The organism is Vibrio intestinalis, assembly GCF_025195085.2.
Lineage (GTDB): Bacteria > Pseudomonadota > Gammaproteobacteria > Enterobacterales > Vibrionaceae > Vibrio > Vibrio intestinalis.
Window position 1 is genome coordinate 155,722 of the sequence record NZ_JANAVY020000005.1, and the last position, 16,370, is coordinate 172,091.

The 16,370-nt window shown below is 45.0% G+C and carries 13 protein-coding genes; 2 read left to right on the forward strand and 11 right to left on the reverse strand.

From position 1 onward, the window contains the following. Window position 1: 1 nt before the first annotated feature. The 4 genes from vctG to MU515_RS10235 all read right to left on the reverse strand — a co-directional run bounded on the left by vctG (window position 2) and on the right by MU515_RS10235 (window position 3,490). Window positions 2-952, reverse strand: coding sequence for an iron chelate uptake ABC transporter permease subunit VctG (gene vctG, locus MU515_RS10220; protein ID WP_260260323.1), 951 nt, complete (start codon window positions 950-952; stop codon window positions 2-4). Further along, window positions 942-1,877, reverse strand: coding sequence for an iron chelate uptake ABC transporter permease subunit VctD (vctD, locus tag MU515_RS10225; protein ID WP_260260324.1), 936 nt, complete (start codon window positions 1,875-1,877; stop codon window positions 942-944). Before vctD ends, vctG begins: the two co-directional genes overlap by 11 nt. 69 nt (window positions 1,878-1,946) lie before the next feature. Beyond that, window positions 1,947-2,852 (reverse strand): siderophore ABC transporter substrate-binding protein, encoded by a 906-nt coding sequence (locus tag MU515_RS10230; protein WP_279257160.1) that lies wholly within the window; start codon window positions 2,850-2,852, stop codon window positions 1,947-1,949. A gap of 152 nt (window positions 2,853-3,004) precedes the next feature. Beyond that, entirely contained in the window at window positions 3,005-3,490 is a 486-nt protein-coding gene (locus tag MU515_RS10235; RefSeq protein WP_260260325.1) for an RNA-binding S4 domain-containing protein, read from the reverse strand. A gap of 549 nt (window positions 3,491-4,039) precedes the next feature. Between MU515_RS10235 and MU515_RS10240 the strand changes: the two genes are divergently transcribed. Continuing rightward, window positions 4,040-5,740 (forward strand): EAL domain-containing protein, encoded by a 1,701-nt coding sequence (locus MU515_RS10240; protein ID WP_260260326.1) that lies wholly within the window; start codon window positions 4,040-4,042, stop codon window positions 5,738-5,740. A 69-nt stretch (window positions 5,741-5,809) separates the two neighbouring features. Here the strand turns inward: MU515_RS10240 and MU515_RS10245 are convergent, their stop codons facing one another. The 6 genes from MU515_RS10245 to MU515_RS10270 all read right to left on the reverse strand — a co-directional run bounded on the left by MU515_RS10245 (window position 5,810) and on the right by MU515_RS10270 (window position 12,634). Then, window positions 5,810-7,396: an ABC transporter ATP-binding protein gene (locus MU515_RS10245; RefSeq protein WP_260260327.1), complete on the reverse strand. Its 1,587-nt coding sequence runs from the start codon at window positions 7,394-7,396 to the stop codon at window positions 5,810-5,812. A 2-nt stretch (window positions 7,397-7,398) separates the two neighbouring features. Then, a complete protein-coding gene (locus tag MU515_RS10250) occupies window positions 7,399-8,439 on the reverse strand; it encodes an ABC transporter permease (RefSeq protein WP_260260328.1) in 1,041 nt (346 codons plus the stop codon). Next, window positions 8,439-9,533 carry a microcin C ABC transporter permease YejB gene (locus tag MU515_RS10255; protein ID WP_260260329.1) on the reverse strand — a complete coding sequence of 365 codons (1,095 nt, stop codon included), beginning with the start codon at window positions 9,531-9,533 and terminating at the stop codon, window positions 8,439-8,441. The genes MU515_RS10250 and MU515_RS10255 overlap by 1 nt, the downstream gene beginning before the upstream one ends. A gap of 10 nt (window positions 9,534-9,543) precedes the next feature. Continuing rightward, the gene (locus MU515_RS10260; protein ID WP_260260368.1) at window positions 9,544-11,328 is read right to left on the reverse strand and encodes an extracellular solute-binding protein; all 1,785 of its coding nucleotides are present in this window, start codon (window positions 11,326-11,328) and stop codon (window positions 9,544-9,546) included. A 242-nt stretch (window positions 11,329-11,570) separates the two neighbouring features. Then, window positions 11,571-12,089, reverse strand: a complete 519-nt coding sequence (locus MU515_RS10265; protein WP_260260330.1) for an NUDIX hydrolase — start codon at window positions 12,087-12,089, stop codon at window positions 11,571-11,573. A gap of 77 nt (window positions 12,090-12,166) precedes the next feature. Then, on the reverse strand, window positions 12,167-12,634 hold the full coding sequence (locus MU515_RS10270) for a GNAT family N-acetyltransferase (protein ID WP_260260331.1): 468 nt from the start codon (window positions 12,632-12,634) through the stop codon (window positions 12,167-12,169). A 194-nt stretch (window positions 12,635-12,828) separates the two neighbouring features. On the opposite strand from MU515_RS10270, the gene MU515_RS10275 reads away from it, so the two are divergent. Beyond that, window positions 12,829-13,827, forward strand: coding sequence for a 2-hydroxyacid dehydrogenase (locus MU515_RS10275; protein WP_260260332.1), 999 nt, complete (start codon window positions 12,829-12,831; stop codon window positions 13,825-13,827). A 59-nt stretch (window positions 13,828-13,886) separates the two neighbouring features. Here the strand turns inward: MU515_RS10275 and MU515_RS10280 are convergent, their stop codons facing one another. Next, window positions 13,887-16,247 (reverse strand): Lon protease family protein, encoded by a 2,361-nt coding sequence (locus tag MU515_RS10280; protein ID WP_260260333.1) that lies wholly within the window; start codon window positions 16,245-16,247, stop codon window positions 13,887-13,889. Window positions 16,248-16,370: the final 123 nt, after the last annotated feature.

The window sequence follows — 16,370 nt, forward strand, 5'->3', positions numbered from 1 at the left end:
CCTAAACGATTTTGTTGCGTAGCAGCATCGACAAGAAGTAGATACCACCAATAAAGTTAATCACGACACTCAACGTGGTTGAGAATCCAAACACATTTTCTACAACCCATTGGCCACTCAGTAACGAAGCGACAGAGAGCAATGACACACCCAGCAATAACACTCGGTGTTGATAAGATTTGAGCATTTCACGGGCTAAGTTGGTTACCAACAAACCAAAGAACATGATTGGCCCAATCAAAGCGGTTGATATGGCAATCAAACATGCGGATAGAATCAATACTTGCAAGGTAACGCGCTTAACATCAATCCCTAAGCTGGTTGCGTTGTCTTTGTCTAACCAAAACACATCCAGCACGCGGTTCAACCTGAACAGCAGTAAGCTGATAATCGCCAGTAATGGCGTACACAGATAAACCAACTCGACTTTGATGTTGTTGAAACTGGCAAACAAGTTTGATTGCAGCGCAGCAAAATCATTTGGGTCCATCAACATAGTCAAAAATGACGAAACGCTGCCAAATAGCTGGCCTAAGATGACACCTAACAGCAGCAATGCCATTAGGTTTTTCTGTTTGCTACCAAAGTAAAAACTGAACAGCAACACCGAGAAACCGAGCATCACACTGACCGACAATGAGAAGTTTACGTAGTCATTAAGCACGTACGAGCTCATGCTGCCAAATGCCACGACCACCACAACCTGAGTAAACATGTAAAGGGAATCAAAACCCATGATGCTTGGCGTTAAAATGCGATTGTTAGTGATGGTTTGAAATGCCAATGCAGATTGACCAATCGCAATGCCCGCCAGAATCATCGCCATCACTTTCGGTACGCGGCGAGATAAGAAGTATTGGTAGTTATCGGCATTAAGACCTAGGCCAATAAATAAGCCCGCAAACACCAAAGCAACCACCGCTAGTAGCACTAATTTAGTTCTATCCTGCATTCTTTTGACCTCGCAGAATAAAGAAGATGAAGATACCGCCACCAAGCATGCTAATGATCATCGAAATTGGAATCTCATAAGGGAAGATGATCGTGCGTCCAACCAAGTCACAGCACAGTACAATCAGTGCACCTAGTACCGCGGTTAAAGGGATGTTCTTACGCAAGTTATCACCATAAAACTTGCTGACTAAGTTCGGCACAATAAGGCCAAGGAAAGGCAGTTGACCAACAATCATCACCACACTAGCTGACATAATCGACACTAAGGTCACGCCCAGTACGATCACTTGGCGATAATTCAGGCCAAGGTTGGTCGCAAAATCTTTACCGAGGCCGACCGCTGAGATACGAGTAGCGAACAAGTAGCCAATAATGGCAATCGGAATCGCGATGTAAAGCAGTTCGTAGTCACCTTGCAGTAGGTTGGCAAAGTTCGCCACCGCCCAACCAGACATGTTCTGCAACGCGTCGTATTTATAGGCAATAAAGGTCGCAAGTGAGTCAACAACGTTACCGAAAATGATGCCGATCAGCGGGACAAAAATGGCATTCTTAAATTGGATGCGATTAATGAACTGCACAAACATCAATGTGCCCAACATTGAAATAAGGAAAATCAACCAAATCTGTTGGCCACCGAAGAAAACGAGGCTAAGCACATAGCCAAGCATGGCGCATTCGATTGTACCGGAAGTAGAAGGCGCGGCGAATCGGTTTTGACTGATTTGCTGCATGATAAGACCTGCAATACTCAGGCCTGCACCCGCAAGCAATACTGCGACTAAGCGAGGGATACGACTGGTAAATAGCAGGTTCCAACTGCTTGCTTCACCAGCGATTAACGCACCAAGGCTTAGATCCCCTACCCCTACAAATAGGGATGCAAAACTAAGCACGATTAATAATGGCAATAGCTTTTTCAAAATTTGCCTCTAACGCTAAAAAGCCCAAGCAAACAAGTTTGCTTGGGCGACTTTCACTATCTTGTTGTTTTATAGGTCGATTGAAGATTGAACATCTTTAATCATTTGTTCTGTTGCTTGAATGCCAGATGCGGCCAAGTACCAAGCGTTGATGTCTAGATAAGCCATGTGCTTGTTCTTGTATGCATCTGTCGCTTTGACTAATTCGTTTTCAAAATCACGTTTCGTGGTGCTTGTACCTTTGTTGATCAGCATGTCTTTATCAACAATCAGCAAAGTTTGTGGATTTGATTCACGAATAAACTCGTAAGAGACCAAATCACCATGGCGACTCGCTTTGATGCCCTTCACTGTTTCAGTAAAGCCGAAATCACGGTAAATAGCAGAGAAACGAGAATCCGCACCAAACGCAGTAATGTTGCCACCAGCACTCATTACAGTCAGTGCGTTTACATCGTTGTTTTGGTTGTAATCACGAATCGCTTTGAATTGGCTATCCACTTGTGCAATTTTCTTCTCAACAAATTCTTGTTTACCGAAAATCTCACCTAGGTTGCGCCATTGCTGCTGGGTACTCTGCCAGTAGCCTTGCTCATCATTTGGCGCAAACACTACCGTCGGTGCAATTTTACTTAGCTCTTCGAACTGACTCGCTGCACGCGAACCAATAACGATAAGATCTGGTTTTTGGGTATAAATAGTCTCAAAGTTAGGCTCAGAAACGCTGCCCGCTGAGATAAAGTCACCGCTACGGTACTTAGCGAGGTAGTCAGGGAACATGCTAACACTTGATAGCGCGACAGGTTCTACACCCAGTGTAACAACCGCGTCTAATGCACCCACACCAATCACGACAACGCGTTCAGGGTTCGCTTCTAGCTTAGTGGTTCCTTGAACGTGGGTCACTTCGACCATTTCTGCATTGGCACCAAACGCTACTAACCCTGTAAGCAGTGCTAACGTTGAAACTTTCATACTTAACTCCATAATCATTAATGCAATGCATTATCATTTAGATTTGTATCAAAGTCATCTCAGATTTACGTTTTTTACAAAAACCACAATAGTGACAAGGCAATAAAAAAGGAGGCTTAGCCTCCTTTATAAATAATTGAATCAGATGTGCTTTAGAAGAAATCGATCGACGAGCGACCATTGCTTGAGCGCGCAGGTTTGTCTTCTTTAGGTTTATCTACAGACTTGGTTGCAGCAGATTTAGCTTTCGATAGGCTCGGCTTATTTGCCTTTTTGCCTTTGCTCGGCTTGTCTTTACGGCTTTTAGCTGGCGCTTTCTCCGCTTTTACTTCTCGCGGAGCTTTTGGCTCTGGTTCGGTAACCGGAGCATCACACACTACCACGTAGTACTCCTGGTTAAACTCAAAGAAATCGCCATCATACATCTTACGACGCTTGCGGGTTTCTAACTCACCGTTCACAGCCACGTAGCCTTCGGCAATCAAATGCTTTGCTTCACCGCCGCCGCCAACCAAGTTTGCTATTTTGAAGACTTTGTACAACTCAATAGGATGTGATGATACGTCGATACCTATCGCTTCAATCTCTATTTCTTCTTCTTGATCTTGCCAATCAGCATCACCTTGATACTCGCTCATCACATCACCTCTTTATCAAAACCTGAAGTCTAGCCTCTAACCCCAGATTTTAACAAGCAATTTCAGCTCTAGCCCTTATAAACCCACGCAAACGCTTGCTTTTACGTAACGCAATTTGATCGCTAAAATGCCGCCCTTATCTATAAAATCACTAAAGAACACGCATAAAAAGTCGATATATTGATAGATTGATAAATAAGCGCGTATCTACAATGGTTACGCTTCCACCAGTTTGGTGATGAAACGTTAACCAAAACAGTCAGTTATGCCATTAGATTCATTTGAATTTTTATGACTGACTACACAAATCTAAATGGATTAATTTTATTTAGACTAAAAAACCACCATACAGTATCGCGCGACGATGTTTATGGTCACGATGTGAATTCGGCGGTAGTCGGTAATTAAATATTCATGTACAAACGCTACTATGCTGCTGCCCGTAGTTAGGCTTGAAGTAGTCCCATTAACAAATTGATTAGGTCGTAGAAATCAATGGCTAAGCCACAACCATATCGCCAAATGTCATTAGTATCGTCGGAGGCTCAGATGATCAACAGCACTTTTTCGCCGCTGATCTCCATTGCCGAACTCGATATGTTGATGGGCCATCATTTCATGCACATGTTCGATGTGATGAATGACGGCCTGTTTTACATGACAGACACCGACAATGTTATCTTCTACAACCCTTCTTTTTATCAGCAATTTGGTATTGCTGATGGGCAAATCCTATTCAGTAAATGGCTCGATCTTATCCACCCTTTTGATCGCCAAGTATTACTTGAAAAAGTTGAAAACCATTTAGATACCAGCAACGAAAAGCAAGTTACGCAATATCGAGTGCGTAAAACCAATGGCCAGTATGTGTGGATTGAAGGTTCTGGCATCACCAAAACCATCAATGGCCAAACATTCATTATTGGCTGTCATCGCGATATTTCTGACGCCAAGCTCATGGAAACCTATGTCCATCAAGCAGCATTTCGTGATAACGCCTCTGGTTTATCTAATAGTCATAAACTGTCGGTTGACCTGTCTGGCCTAAGCCTGCAAGCCAACGAGCAGTACTCACTGATTTATATCCATCTCGAAGATATTCGCTCATACCAATCGCTGCACGGCCCGCATATTTTACGCGATTTGATGTCTCATCTGCTTTCATCGCTGAACACCTTTCCGGATGAATTTGTCGATATCTATCGCGTGCAATCGGATGACTTCGCCATCTTAGTCAAAGGCCAATACAACGAAGATGAGATAAACAACCTTGGCGAACGGATCTTAAGTTCTTATCGTCAATCCATCGAAATGAATGGCTACCTTTTTGGCACCGACATCAGTATTGGTATCGTGCCAAATTTTGATCGCGCCCTACCGCCGGAAGAGATCATTAAGATTGCGGCGAGAACCGGCCAATTTGCCCGCGCAAAGCATGAAAACTATCTAGGGATCTACAACGCCGCGACCAAGAAAAAGGTCGACCGCCACTTTCATATTGAACGAGAACTGGCGCAAGCGATCAAAAACAACATTCTTAGCGTACGTTTTCAGCCCATCATCAACGCCAAAGACAACACCATTGCCAGTTTTGAAGCATTGGTTCGTTGGAATGATGCAACACTAGGGCAAATCTACCCCGATGAGTTCATCGCTGTGGCTGAGAAAAATGGCCTGATCGTCGACCTTGGATATCTGGTGGTAAATAAAGCATGTCAATTCATCAAGCAGTATCAGTTAGCCCATAACAGTAAAGTTCGGGTCAACATTAACGTGTCGGTATTGCAGCTACTCAATAATCAGTTCCCTGACAGGGTGAAGATGATGATTGATGAATACCAAATCGACTCAGATCGCATCGTACTAGAATTGACGGAAACCATCATTCTCGACGGAAACAAGAGTGCAGAGTCGCAGCTTTGCCGCCTTAACGAATACGGGTTTAGATTATCACTGGATGATTTCGGTGCGGGCTACAGCTCACTCAACAGCTTCTTTGAACTGCCTTTTAAACAAATCAAAGTCGATAAGATGCTCGCTTGGCGCGCATTAGAAAACCCTGCAACCTTTGAGTACCTAAGCTTCATTACTCGTTTGTGCTCAGACAATAATGTAGATGTGGTCATTGAAGGCATTGAAAACGCAGATATGCAGCGTAAGTTCACTAAGATGGGTGTGCATTACTTACAAGGCTTTTGGTTTGCCAAACCGCTATGCCTTGCCAGTGCTAGCCAAGTAACATTAGTTTAGACAATGATTTAAGTGAGTAATGTAAACGATACATTACTCACTCCAAGCCTTGCTGAATAAAGAACTCAGTTAAGAGAGCGCCACTAGCTCTTGAGTATAAGATTGTTGAGGCTGCTCAAATAGTCGCTGAGTCTCCCCTTGCTCGATAATCTCGCCTTGTTTCATCACTATCGTGTAATGACATAAAGACTTCACCACGTTCAAGTCGTGACTAATAAACAGGTAGGTCAGCTGGTATTTTTGCTGCAAGGATTTGAGCAAATCAAGGATCTGCGCCTGTACGGTTCTATCGAGTGAAGAGGTCGGTTCATCGAGCAATATAAACTCTGGTTTTAGTACCAACGCTCTCGCAATGGCAATGCGCTGACGCTGCCCACCTGAGAACTCATTCGGGTAACGAAAGCGTGTTTGCGGATCTAAATCCACCTCTTTCATTGCTTCGACAATCACATCATCAATCTGCTGTTCTGACATCTCGGTGTGAACATGCAAGCCTTCACCAATCACTTGTGCAACCGACATTCTTGGATTGAGCGCGGAGAATGGGTCTTGAAACACCACCTGCATCTTACTGCGATAAGGCAGCATAGCTTTACGGTCTAAACCCTGAATTTGATTGCCTTGGTAGCTGATCGAACCTTCCGAATTAACCAAACGTAAGATAGCCATGCCGGTCGTTGATTTACCTGAGCCACTTTCACCCACTAACCCAATTGAATGGCCTTGGCGTAAATCAAAGCCCATATCAGTGACCGCTTTGATGTGTGAGATAACGCGTTTAAACAATCCGCCTGTAATCGGAAACCAAACTCGCAATTGTTCAACCGATAGCAATGTCGGCGCATTGTCACTCACCGCCACTGGTAAACCTTTAGGATCAGAGTTAATCAGCTTTTGTGTATAGGCATGCTCTGGTGCGGTAAACACTTGCTGGCATTCGCCAACCTCAACCAACTCACCACTTTGCATGACCGCGACTCTATCGGCAATTTTACGGACGATGCTCAAATCATGGGTAATGAACAGCATCGCCATACCAAGCTCTTGCTGTAATGCTTTGAGTAAATCGAGTATTTGCGCTTGTACCGATACATCAAGCGCTGTGGTCGGCTCATCCGCGATCAGTAGTTCTGGTTCATTGATAAGTGCCATCGCAATCATCACGCGCTGCCTTTCCCCGCCAGAAAGCTCATGAGGGTAAGCAGAAATTTTTGATGCTGCGTTGCGAATGCCCACTTTTTCAAGCCATTCAAGCGCCAATTGTTCCGCTTTGTTTTGTCTTAACCCACGGTGTATCGCTAGTGTTTCGACCAGCTGTTTACCCACTTTATGCAGCGGATTGAGCGAGACCATAGGTTCTTGGAAAATCATCCCAATTCGACCACCGCGAATACCGCGCAATTGACGTTCCGAGCAGCTCAACATATCAGTACCATCAAAGGTAATTTGACCGTTTAGATAGTGAGAAGAACCTTTAGGGAGTAATTTGAGGATGGCATTAGCGGTGACAGATTTACCTGAACCACTCTCTCCCACTAAAGCTAAGGTTTCCCCTTTGTTAATCTCTAACGAAACCTGATGGGTAACGGCATCGATTTTCCCTGCTCGACCAAAACCAACCGATAAATCTTTTACTGTAAGGATAGTTTCAGTCATGGCTATCGTCCTTGATGATGAGGGTCAAATGCGTCACGTACCGCTTCACCAATGAACACCAACAAAGTCAGCATCACAGATAGTACGGCAAATGCAGAGATACCAAGCCAAGGGGCCTGCAAATTGGCTTTACCTTGCGCCAGTAGCTCGCCCAGTGAAGGTGAACCTGCGGGTAATCCAAACCCTAAGAAGTCGAGTGAGGTTAATGTGGTGACCGAGCCAGAAAGAATAAACGGCATCATGGTAAGCGAGGCCACCATGGCATTAGGCAGCATATGACGTAGCATGATTCGGTTATCGCTCACGCCCATGGCTTGCGCCGCTCTCACATAATCAAAATTACGGCAACGCAAAAACTCCGCACGAACAATGCCGACTAAACTCATCCAACTAAACAGCACCATTATGCCCAGTAGCCACCAGAAGTTTGGCTCAACAAAGCTTGATAGAATAATCAACAAAAACAGGGTCGGCATGCCTGACCACACTTCAATGAAACGTTGACCAATAAGATCGAGCCAGCCACCGTAGTAGCCTTGTGTCGCTCCTACCACCACTCCAATCACACTTGAGATGATGGTCAGTACAAAGCCAAACAACACCGATATACGAAAGCCGTAAATGATCCGCGCCAATACATCTCGGCCTTTATCATCAGTGCCTAACCAGTTGGCAGAATCAGGCGCAGAAGGTACTGCACCTGAGATATTGAAGTTAATCGTGTCGTAACTAAAGCGAATCAACGGCCAAATGATGTAGCCGTTTTCTTCAATCAACTCGATGACATAAGGATCGGTATAATCGGCCTCAGTTTCAAACTCACCGCCAAATTCTGTTTCAGCATACTGATTGAAAACCGGCACAAACCACTGTTGGTCATACTCAACCAACAGTGGCTTATCATTGGCAATCAACTCAGCGAAAAGGCTCAACACAAACAAAATAGCAAACAACCATAGCGACCAAAAACCGCGTTTATGAGCTTTAAATCGTTGCCAACGCGCTTGATTTAGAGGATTCGGAGCTTTGTTTTTATTCCACATTAGCGCGCCTCAAAATCAATTCTTGGGTCAACCCAAGTGTAAGTTAGGTCTGAAATAATGCTCAGCACTAAGCCAAGTAACGTCATGATATAAAGCGAGCTGAACACCACTGGATAGTCGCGCTGTATGGTCGATTCAAAACCCAGTAGCCCAATCCCTTCGAGTGAGAACATCACCTCTATCAGCATTGAACCGGTGAAGAAAATACTGATAAATGCACTTGGGAAACCGGCGATGATAATCAGCATGGCGTTACGAAACACATGGCGATACAAAATGCTCTGTTCATCTAACCCTTTTGCACGCGCCGTTACCACATACTGCTTATTGATTTCATCTAAAAACGAGTTCTTGGTCAGCATGCTCAAGGTCGCGAAGCCACCAATCACCATCGCAGCAATAGGCAGTGCAAGGTGCCAAAAGTAATCACCAATTTGTTGATACCACGTCATTTGATCAAAGTTAGAAGAGACTAAACCACGCAGCGGGAACCAACTAAAATAGTTGCCACTGGCGAACAATATAATAAGAATAATGGCGAACAAAAATCCGGGGATGGCATAACCCACAATCACCAGCGCACTAGACCAAATATCAAACCGAGAACCATGATGAATGGCTTTCAGAATCCCCAGTGGGATTGATATCAAATAAATGATTAACGTACTCCACAGACCAAGTGAAATAGATACGGGCAGCCGGTCGACAATCAAATCAATCACGTTACCGCCTTTAAATAAGCTTTCACCGAAATTAAAGGTCGCATAGTTCTTGAGCATGTCGAAATATCGCTCATGCAGCGGTTTATCAAAACCAAACTGCTTCTTTATCTCTGCCACAACTTCAGGGTCAAGTCCGCGCGAACCTTTATAGCCTGTTGCGCTGTCATCACTATTTAGGTCAGTCGCTGAGCCCGCTTCATTACCGCCACCAGCAAAGCGCTCCATAATGCCAGAGCTGTGGCCTTCAATTTGGGCAATAGCTTGCTCTACTGGCCCACCGGGCGCGATTTGAATGATGAAGAAGTTGATGGTGATGATCGCCCACAATGTGGGGATCACCAACAATAATCGACGAAATATGTACGCTGCCATTTATCCCTCTTTAACGGCGTTTCTCTGGAAGTTTCAAGCTTTTCTGCTCTGAAATCCACCACGTATCCATGCCCAAGTCGTATTTTGGCATTAATTCTGGACGCTCAAATTTGTCCCACATTGCCACGCGGTAGGTACCCGAATGCCACTGAGGAATAATGTAGTAATTCCATTGCAGCACGCGGTCTAGTGCTCTGCCTAGATCTAGTAACAGCTCTGGGTTACTTTGGTTGTCGGCGATTTGTTGGGTCAACGCATCGACCACTGGATCAATCACCCCAGCCTTATTGTAAGACGAATCAAGGAAGTGAGAGTTCCAGACAATCATGAGGTTTGGCCCCGGATAAGGGTTAGCGCTGAACTGGCTTGAGATCATGTCAAAGTCACGATCGCGCATACGCTTAATGTACTGAGTGGTATCCACGCTGCGGATTTTCATCTCAATACCCATGCGCTTTAAGTTCTTCTGTACCGGAATCACGATGCGCTCTGTGGTTGGGCTATAGACCAAAATCTCAAACGATAGTGGCTGACCTGTCTCAACATTGGTCATCACTTTGTTGTTTAGCTCCCAACCGGCCTCTTTAAGTAACTTAAATGCCGTACGCATTTGGCTACGAATACGACCAGAGCCGTCTGTCACTGGCGGTTGGTATTCGGCAGAGAATACACGCTCAGGTATTTGGTCCTTATATGGCGCTAATATTTTTAGCTCTCCTTCACTCGGCAAGCCCTTTGCTTCGTAATCGGTATTTTGGAAATAGCTGCGGGTACGTGAATATTGATCGTAGAACATGTTTTTGTTCATCCACTCAAAATCCATCGCGTAGTTGAGCGCCTCGCGAACTTTAGGATCTTTAAACACGTCTCGATGTGTATTGAACACGAAACCTTGAGTGGTTTCTGGCTTTTGATGCGGGATCTGCTGTTTAACAATAAAGCCTTTATCGAAGTTTTGACCCGTGTAAGAGTTGGCCCAAAACTTGGCTGAATTTTCGATTCTAAAATCAAACTCGCCCGCTTTGAACGCCTCTAACATCACTGTGTCATCACGGTAATAGTCGTATTGAACTTGCTGGAAATTATGGCGACCAATATTTACCGGCAGATCTTTCGCCCAGTAGTTGTCATCAAGGGTGTAGGTGACACTCTGGCCAGATTTGTATTCCGTAATTTTGTAGGCCGCGCTACCAACAGGCGGTTCAGACAGCGGTTCGGAGAAGTTTTTATCCTGCCAAAAATGCTTTGGCAGTACTTTAGTACCTTGCGCGAAACTAAACAGTTTTTCGCGGTTTGGTGTCGCCATTTCGATACGCACTACCAAATCACTTTTCGCCGTTACCGATTTGATGTCTTTATAGTAAACCCGATATTGCGGTACACCTTCAGCCATGAATTTGTCAAAGGTAAAGGCCACATCGTGAGCGGTGATTGGTTGTCCATCGTGAAAGCGCGCTTTTGGGTTGATGTCTAATTCAAGCCAAGTGTAATCATCTGAGTAACGTACTCGCTCAGCAATTAACGGGTAATAGGCATCGATTTCATCACTAGGGGAAAACATTAACGCGTCGTATAACTCGCCAGTGCCTTGCGCCGCCACCCCACGAGAAGCATAACGGTTGAAGTTATCGTAAGTACCAACCACGCCATACGTCATTTTGCCAAACTTTGGCGCATCAGGGTTTACGTAATCAAAGTGGGCAAAATCCTCTGCATATTTGGCCGAGCCAAAGCCAACCAAAGAGGTACTTTCAATCACTTTTGCAAAGCTCGCGCTGCTGCATAGTGCAAGCATTGCGCCGATAACGACATGTCGCAGTTTAGCCATAGCTACTCCCTTAGCTTGTTTCTCTCTACCTTGGCGTAAAACCTAACGTAGTTTTAATATTATTAATTCAATCACTTGAGTAAGTATATACCGAAATTGTTCATTGAGATGATTTGTTATGAAACAAAATACGTTTTCATCTTACCCATCAATCGTTGCCGGCCTCGCCATTGAGCAGACAAAATAAAACCCACCGAAGTGGGTTAATTCTACAACATTTCTTGTGCAACCAAGTGAAGTAAGAAAGTCTCGCGTTCAATGCTCATACCTTTCTTTGGGCTCTCCGCCATGGTTTTCTCATTGTGAGCGATAGCATCATGGATATTCATCCATACTGGCTTCATGCCATTTTTGATTTCGTAATCTTCGTAGGCCGTTTCGCCTAGTTCACGATCAATTTTGCACGTGTAGCAGTAAGACGTCATGTGCATCACATCGGCATCATCTTTGTACCAAGGTCGAAACTCTTCATAGATACCAAATGGTTTAATGTTGTGAATGTTATTGGCGCCAGTTTCTTCTTCAAGCTCGCGAACCATACCTGCAATCACATCTTCGCCTTCGTCTAAGCCACCACCAGGAATGGTGTAATCGTGGTAACGCTCTGTATAGAGCAGCAAAATGTCTTCACCATCAATGACTATCGCACGCGCAGCTTTGCGCTGAAAAACGGTTTTATCGTCTAAGTGTTCTATATCTGGGTGAATTGTGGTTTTTAAGTGGCGCATACTTCAATTTACAACTGGCGGAAAAGGAGGCGATTCTATCACAGCCACCTTGAAGCTCAATGCCCTACCCACGCAACTTAAAAGTGCATAATCATTATATGTTGCGGGCCAGAGGGGCCACCATGATATAGCTTACCCGTATCGAAGAACCCGGCCTTTTGATAACAGCCATACGCGATTGGGTTTTCGCAATTTACGGTTAAGTAAATCGATTTAAAACGTGGATAGTTTAAGCTCAAATGAGCGGAAAGAGACTCTACCGCACGAGTACCAAATCCTTTTGCCTGCTGCGCGGCATCAATAAAGAATGCGCGTAGGCCAAGACCATCTTGCAAACAAAAGTCATAACCATATTGGTAATGGGTGTCGATTAAAAAGAAGCCAACTACTTGCTGTTGATGCAATATCACATGAGGGTGTACCTCATCGTTTACGTTGGCCAATATCTCCTGCATTGTACCGACGAAAGCCTGTTGTTCTTCCACTACCGTTAACTGCGACACTTCATCGAGATGATGGGTTTGCATGGCTGAAATAGTGATCACTTTAATATTCCTTTATTTTCTTTTTTGCAACATTATTATAACCAGAACAACTCTTGTGACAATATTCCCGCTTCCCCACACACTATTCATGGTTTATTTTGAAGTCATTTACGTATATCAATAGTAATTAGGTTTCGCGCCACGATTCTTTATTTTTCAAAGCATATAGGCGCCCCAATTTTGAGGTATTTTCAATGGTAGATGTCGCTGTATTCAGTTCTAAATCTTACGATGAAGTTTCATTTAAAAGCAGTAACCAAGGTTATGGGTTTAATCTCCACTTTCATGATTTCCAATTAACTGAAAAGACCGCAAAAATGGCACAAGACTGCCAAGCCGTGTGTGCTTTCGTTAACGACGATCTATCGCGCCCTGTGCTTGAGCAACTGGCAAAGCAAGGTATCAAATTGATCGCAATGCGCTGCGCCGGTTTTGACCGTGTCGATCTAGAAGCAGCCCAGCAGCTCGATATTCAAGTGGTGCGCGTACCAGCTTACTCACCTGAATCGGTCGCCGAGCATGCTGTCGGTATGATGATGTGTTTAAACCGCCGCTTTCACAAAGCGTATCAACGCACCCGCGATGCTAATTTCTCCCTTGATGGCCTTGTCGGCTTTAACTTCCATGGCAAAACCGTCGGTATCATCGGCACCGGTAAAATCGGCATTGCGACCATGCGCATTCTTAAAGGTTTGGGTATGAACTTACTTTGCTTCGACCCTTACCAAAATCAAGCAGCACTCGATATGGGCGCGGCCTATGTAACTAAAGAAGAGTTGTTTGAAAAAAGTGACGTCATCACGTTACATTGCCCGATGTCGAAAGAGAACTACCATCTACTCGACGAAGCGGCGTTTGATCAAATGAAAGATGGCGTCATGATCGTCAATACCAGTCGCGGTGAATTGCTAGATTCTGCCGCCGCGATTGAAGCGCTCAAGCGAGGTCGAATTGGGGCATTAGGCTTAGATGTTTACCACAACGAACGTGATTTATTCTTCCAAGATAAATCTAACGATGTGATTGTCGATGACGTATTCCGCCGCCTGTCTGCTTGTCACAATGTATTATTTACAGGTCACCAAGCCTTTTTAACCACTGAGGCACTGGCGAATATTGCCGATACCACGCTTGGCAATATCAACGCCACTCTAAAAAGCCAATTATCAGGTAATGAATTAATTCAATTCTAAGCTTGGCCGAAAAGAAAAAGGCTCTCTTTACGAGAGCCTTTGTTATTTGTGCGCTATTGCTATTTTCTCAGCGCGTTTAATTTCGCCTGCGCGATACCAAAAATAGTATCGATTGGGTAACTGCCTTCATCACTCGGTGTGCCGGCTGGCTTGCCCGTGAAGATTTCAATCGCCTCAGTTACATGGTCAATCGCCCAAATGTGGAACTCTTCTTTTTCGACCGCTTTTACGATATCTGGCCTTAACATCAGGTTGTGCATGTTCGAGCGCGGGATAATCACCCCTTGCGTGTTGTGGCGCCCTTTAATCACACACACATCGAAGAAGCCTTCGATTTTCTCGTTCACACCACCAATCGGTTGCGACTCACCGAATTGGTTCATCGAGCCAGTAATGGCGATATCTTGTCGGTTCGGCTGCTTTGAAAACGCTGACACCACCGCGCAAAATTCGGCCATGCTAGCGCTGTCACCATCCACGCCACCGTAAGATTGCTCAAACGTAATGGTTGTTGTCAGTGGCACGCGCGCGGTTTTACCAAATACCGAAGAGAGATAAGCGGTAAGGATCATCACCCCTTTTGAGTGAATGCTGCCGCCAAGATCGACACTGCGCTCAATATCAATCACATCCCCTTCACCATAACAGGTAGTGGCAGTGATTCTATTAGGCGCACCAAACATGTACTCACTCGTACTCAGCACCGAGAGCGCATTAACTTGGCCAATTGCGTCACCCTGAGTATGAATAAGCGTTGTGCCGTTAATGAAACCCTCCATCACAGTATCTTTCAAGCGGCTTACGCGCAGCTCTTGATTGGCCAGCGCCTCTTCTACGTGAGAAGAGCGAATCATATTAGCGTTAGCTTGGCGAGCGACGTAGTTAGACTCACGCAGTAGATTGGCAATATGGGCTGAATGGAGCGAGATTTTGTTTTGATCGCCAGCCAATCGTGCACTGTGTTCGATGATGCGGCCGATGGCCTTTCTATCACAATGCAGCATACCGTTATCGTGTACTACGCTGGATATAAAGCGTGCGTAATGCAGCTCTGAATCCTCGGTGCGTTTCATTTCGTCTTCAAAATCGGCAGTCACACGGAATAGCTCGCTGAACTCCGGATCGTAATGTTGTAGCAATTGATAAGTGCGGTAATCGCCAAACAGGATGATTTTCACATCAAGCGGGATTGGCTCCGGATCAAGCGAGACAGCACCGGTTAACGTCAATTCTTTCTCTAATGAGGTAAAGCTAAGCTGACGAGAGCGAAGCGCACGCTTGAGACCATCCCAAACGTATGGCTGTTCGAGTACCTTCTGCGCATCCATCAAGAGTACGCCACCATTGGCTTTATGCAGGCTACCCGCACGAATCAAAGAGAAATCAGTAAACACAGTACCTTTGAAGGTCGCGGTTTCTATGTATCCGAACAAGCTGTGATAGTTCGGATTTTCTTCAACCACAACTGGGAATTCACACACAGGTCGATTAACCAACACGTTTACTTTGTAACGGCGCGGCAGTTTTTTATCTAACGACGCCGCCGCTATTTCGGACTGTTCATTACCTTGCTCTAAGAAGATGTCAGCGTTGTCGACAATGTCTTTTTGCAGTTCGGTTAAGTACTGCTTAATGTCAGGGTACTGAGCGTAATCCAATTTCAGCTGCTTAATGAAATGAGCAACCACATCCAGTGTGACATCATCGTTTAACTTTTTGATCTTCTCGCTGTAAGACTCTTCCCATTCCGTCAGCTCACGCACCATATCGCGCAGCTGTACTTCTAGCGCATCAATGGTGTCACTAAAGCGAGCTTGTTCTTTGTCACTCAACTCGTCGAACGACTCTTCAGTGTGTAGTTCTTCACCATTCATGGCGACAAACTGATAGTCACCTTGCGATGTGACGGTCAGGCTAATATCCTGCTTTTTCGCCTCTTTACTGATCGACTCCAGCGCAATCTGCTGCTTTTGCGCTAGCTGGTTTTTCAGTTTATCAGCACGGGTAAAGTAGAGCTCATTATCAAACGCCAGTGGCATCGCCACCACCAGCTTTGCGATCATCTTTTCAATATCTTGTTTGAGTCGACTGCCGACCCCGCAAGGTAATTTGAGCACTCGTGGGGTTCGCGTATCTTCAAAGTTCGCAACATAACACCAATCAAACAAGCCATCGGTATCGTGCTTATGGCGGTTGAGATAGCGCAGCACCATGGTGCGCTTGCCTAAGCCATTTTGACCAATGGCATAGATGTTATACCCCTTCTCCTTAATCGACATCGCAAATTCAACTGCTTTTTGCGCCCGCTCTTGACCAACAATTTCATCAATCGGCGGCAGTTCTTTGGTCGATTTGCTTGGCAACTTATCAAGCTGCGTCTCTTGATAGAGTTGACTTGCCTGTAGCCTCTGAATCGTCATTGTCATGTCCTTATTCAAACCTTGATAATATTAGATTAGACGAATTCCATTTACATTTTAGTGACTTACACCGAAATCGCGCTCAACCGCTCAAATAACCACCAATTTCAAACAAAAACAACT

Coding starts and splice junctions, on each gene's coding strand:
- vctG (WP_260260323.1), bottom strand. CDS start 952: ATGCAGGATAGAACTAAATTAGTGCTACTAGCGGTGGTTGCTTTGGTG.
- MU515_RS10230 (WP_279257160.1), bottom strand. CDS start 2,852: ATGAAAGTTTCAACGTTAGCACTGCTTACAGGGTTAGTAGCGTTTGGT.
- MU515_RS10235 (WP_260260325.1), bottom strand. CDS start 3,490: ATGAGCGAGTATCAAGGTGATGCTGATTGGCAAGATCAAGAAGAAGAA.
- MU515_RS10240 (WP_260260326.1), top strand. CDS start 4,040: ATGATCAACAGCACTTTTTCGCCGCTGATCTCCATTGCCGAACTCGAT.
- MU515_RS10245 (WP_260260327.1), bottom strand. CDS start 7,396: ATGACTGAAACTATCCTTACAGTAAAAGATTTATCGGTTGGTTTTGGT.
- MU515_RS10250 (WP_260260328.1), bottom strand. CDS start 8,439: ATGTGGAATAAAAACAAAGCTCCGAATCCTCTAAATCAAGCGCGTTGG.
- MU515_RS10255 (WP_260260329.1), bottom strand. CDS start 9,533: ATGGCAGCGTACATATTTCGTCGATTATTGTTGGTGATCCCCACATTG.
- MU515_RS10260 (WP_260260368.1), bottom strand. CDS start 11,328: ATGCTTGCACTATGCAGCAGCGCGAGCTTTGCAAAAGTGATTGAAAGT.
- MU515_RS10265 (WP_260260330.1), bottom strand. CDS start 12,089: ATGCGCCACTTAAAAACCACAATTCACCCAGATATAGAACACTTAGAC.
- MU515_RS10275 (WP_260260332.1), top strand. CDS start 12,829: ATGGTAGATGTCGCTGTATTCAGTTCTAAATCTTACGATGAAGTTTCA.
- MU515_RS10280 (WP_260260333.1), bottom strand. CDS start 16,247: ATGACGATTCAGAGGCTACAGGCAAGTCAACTCTATCAAGAGACGCAG.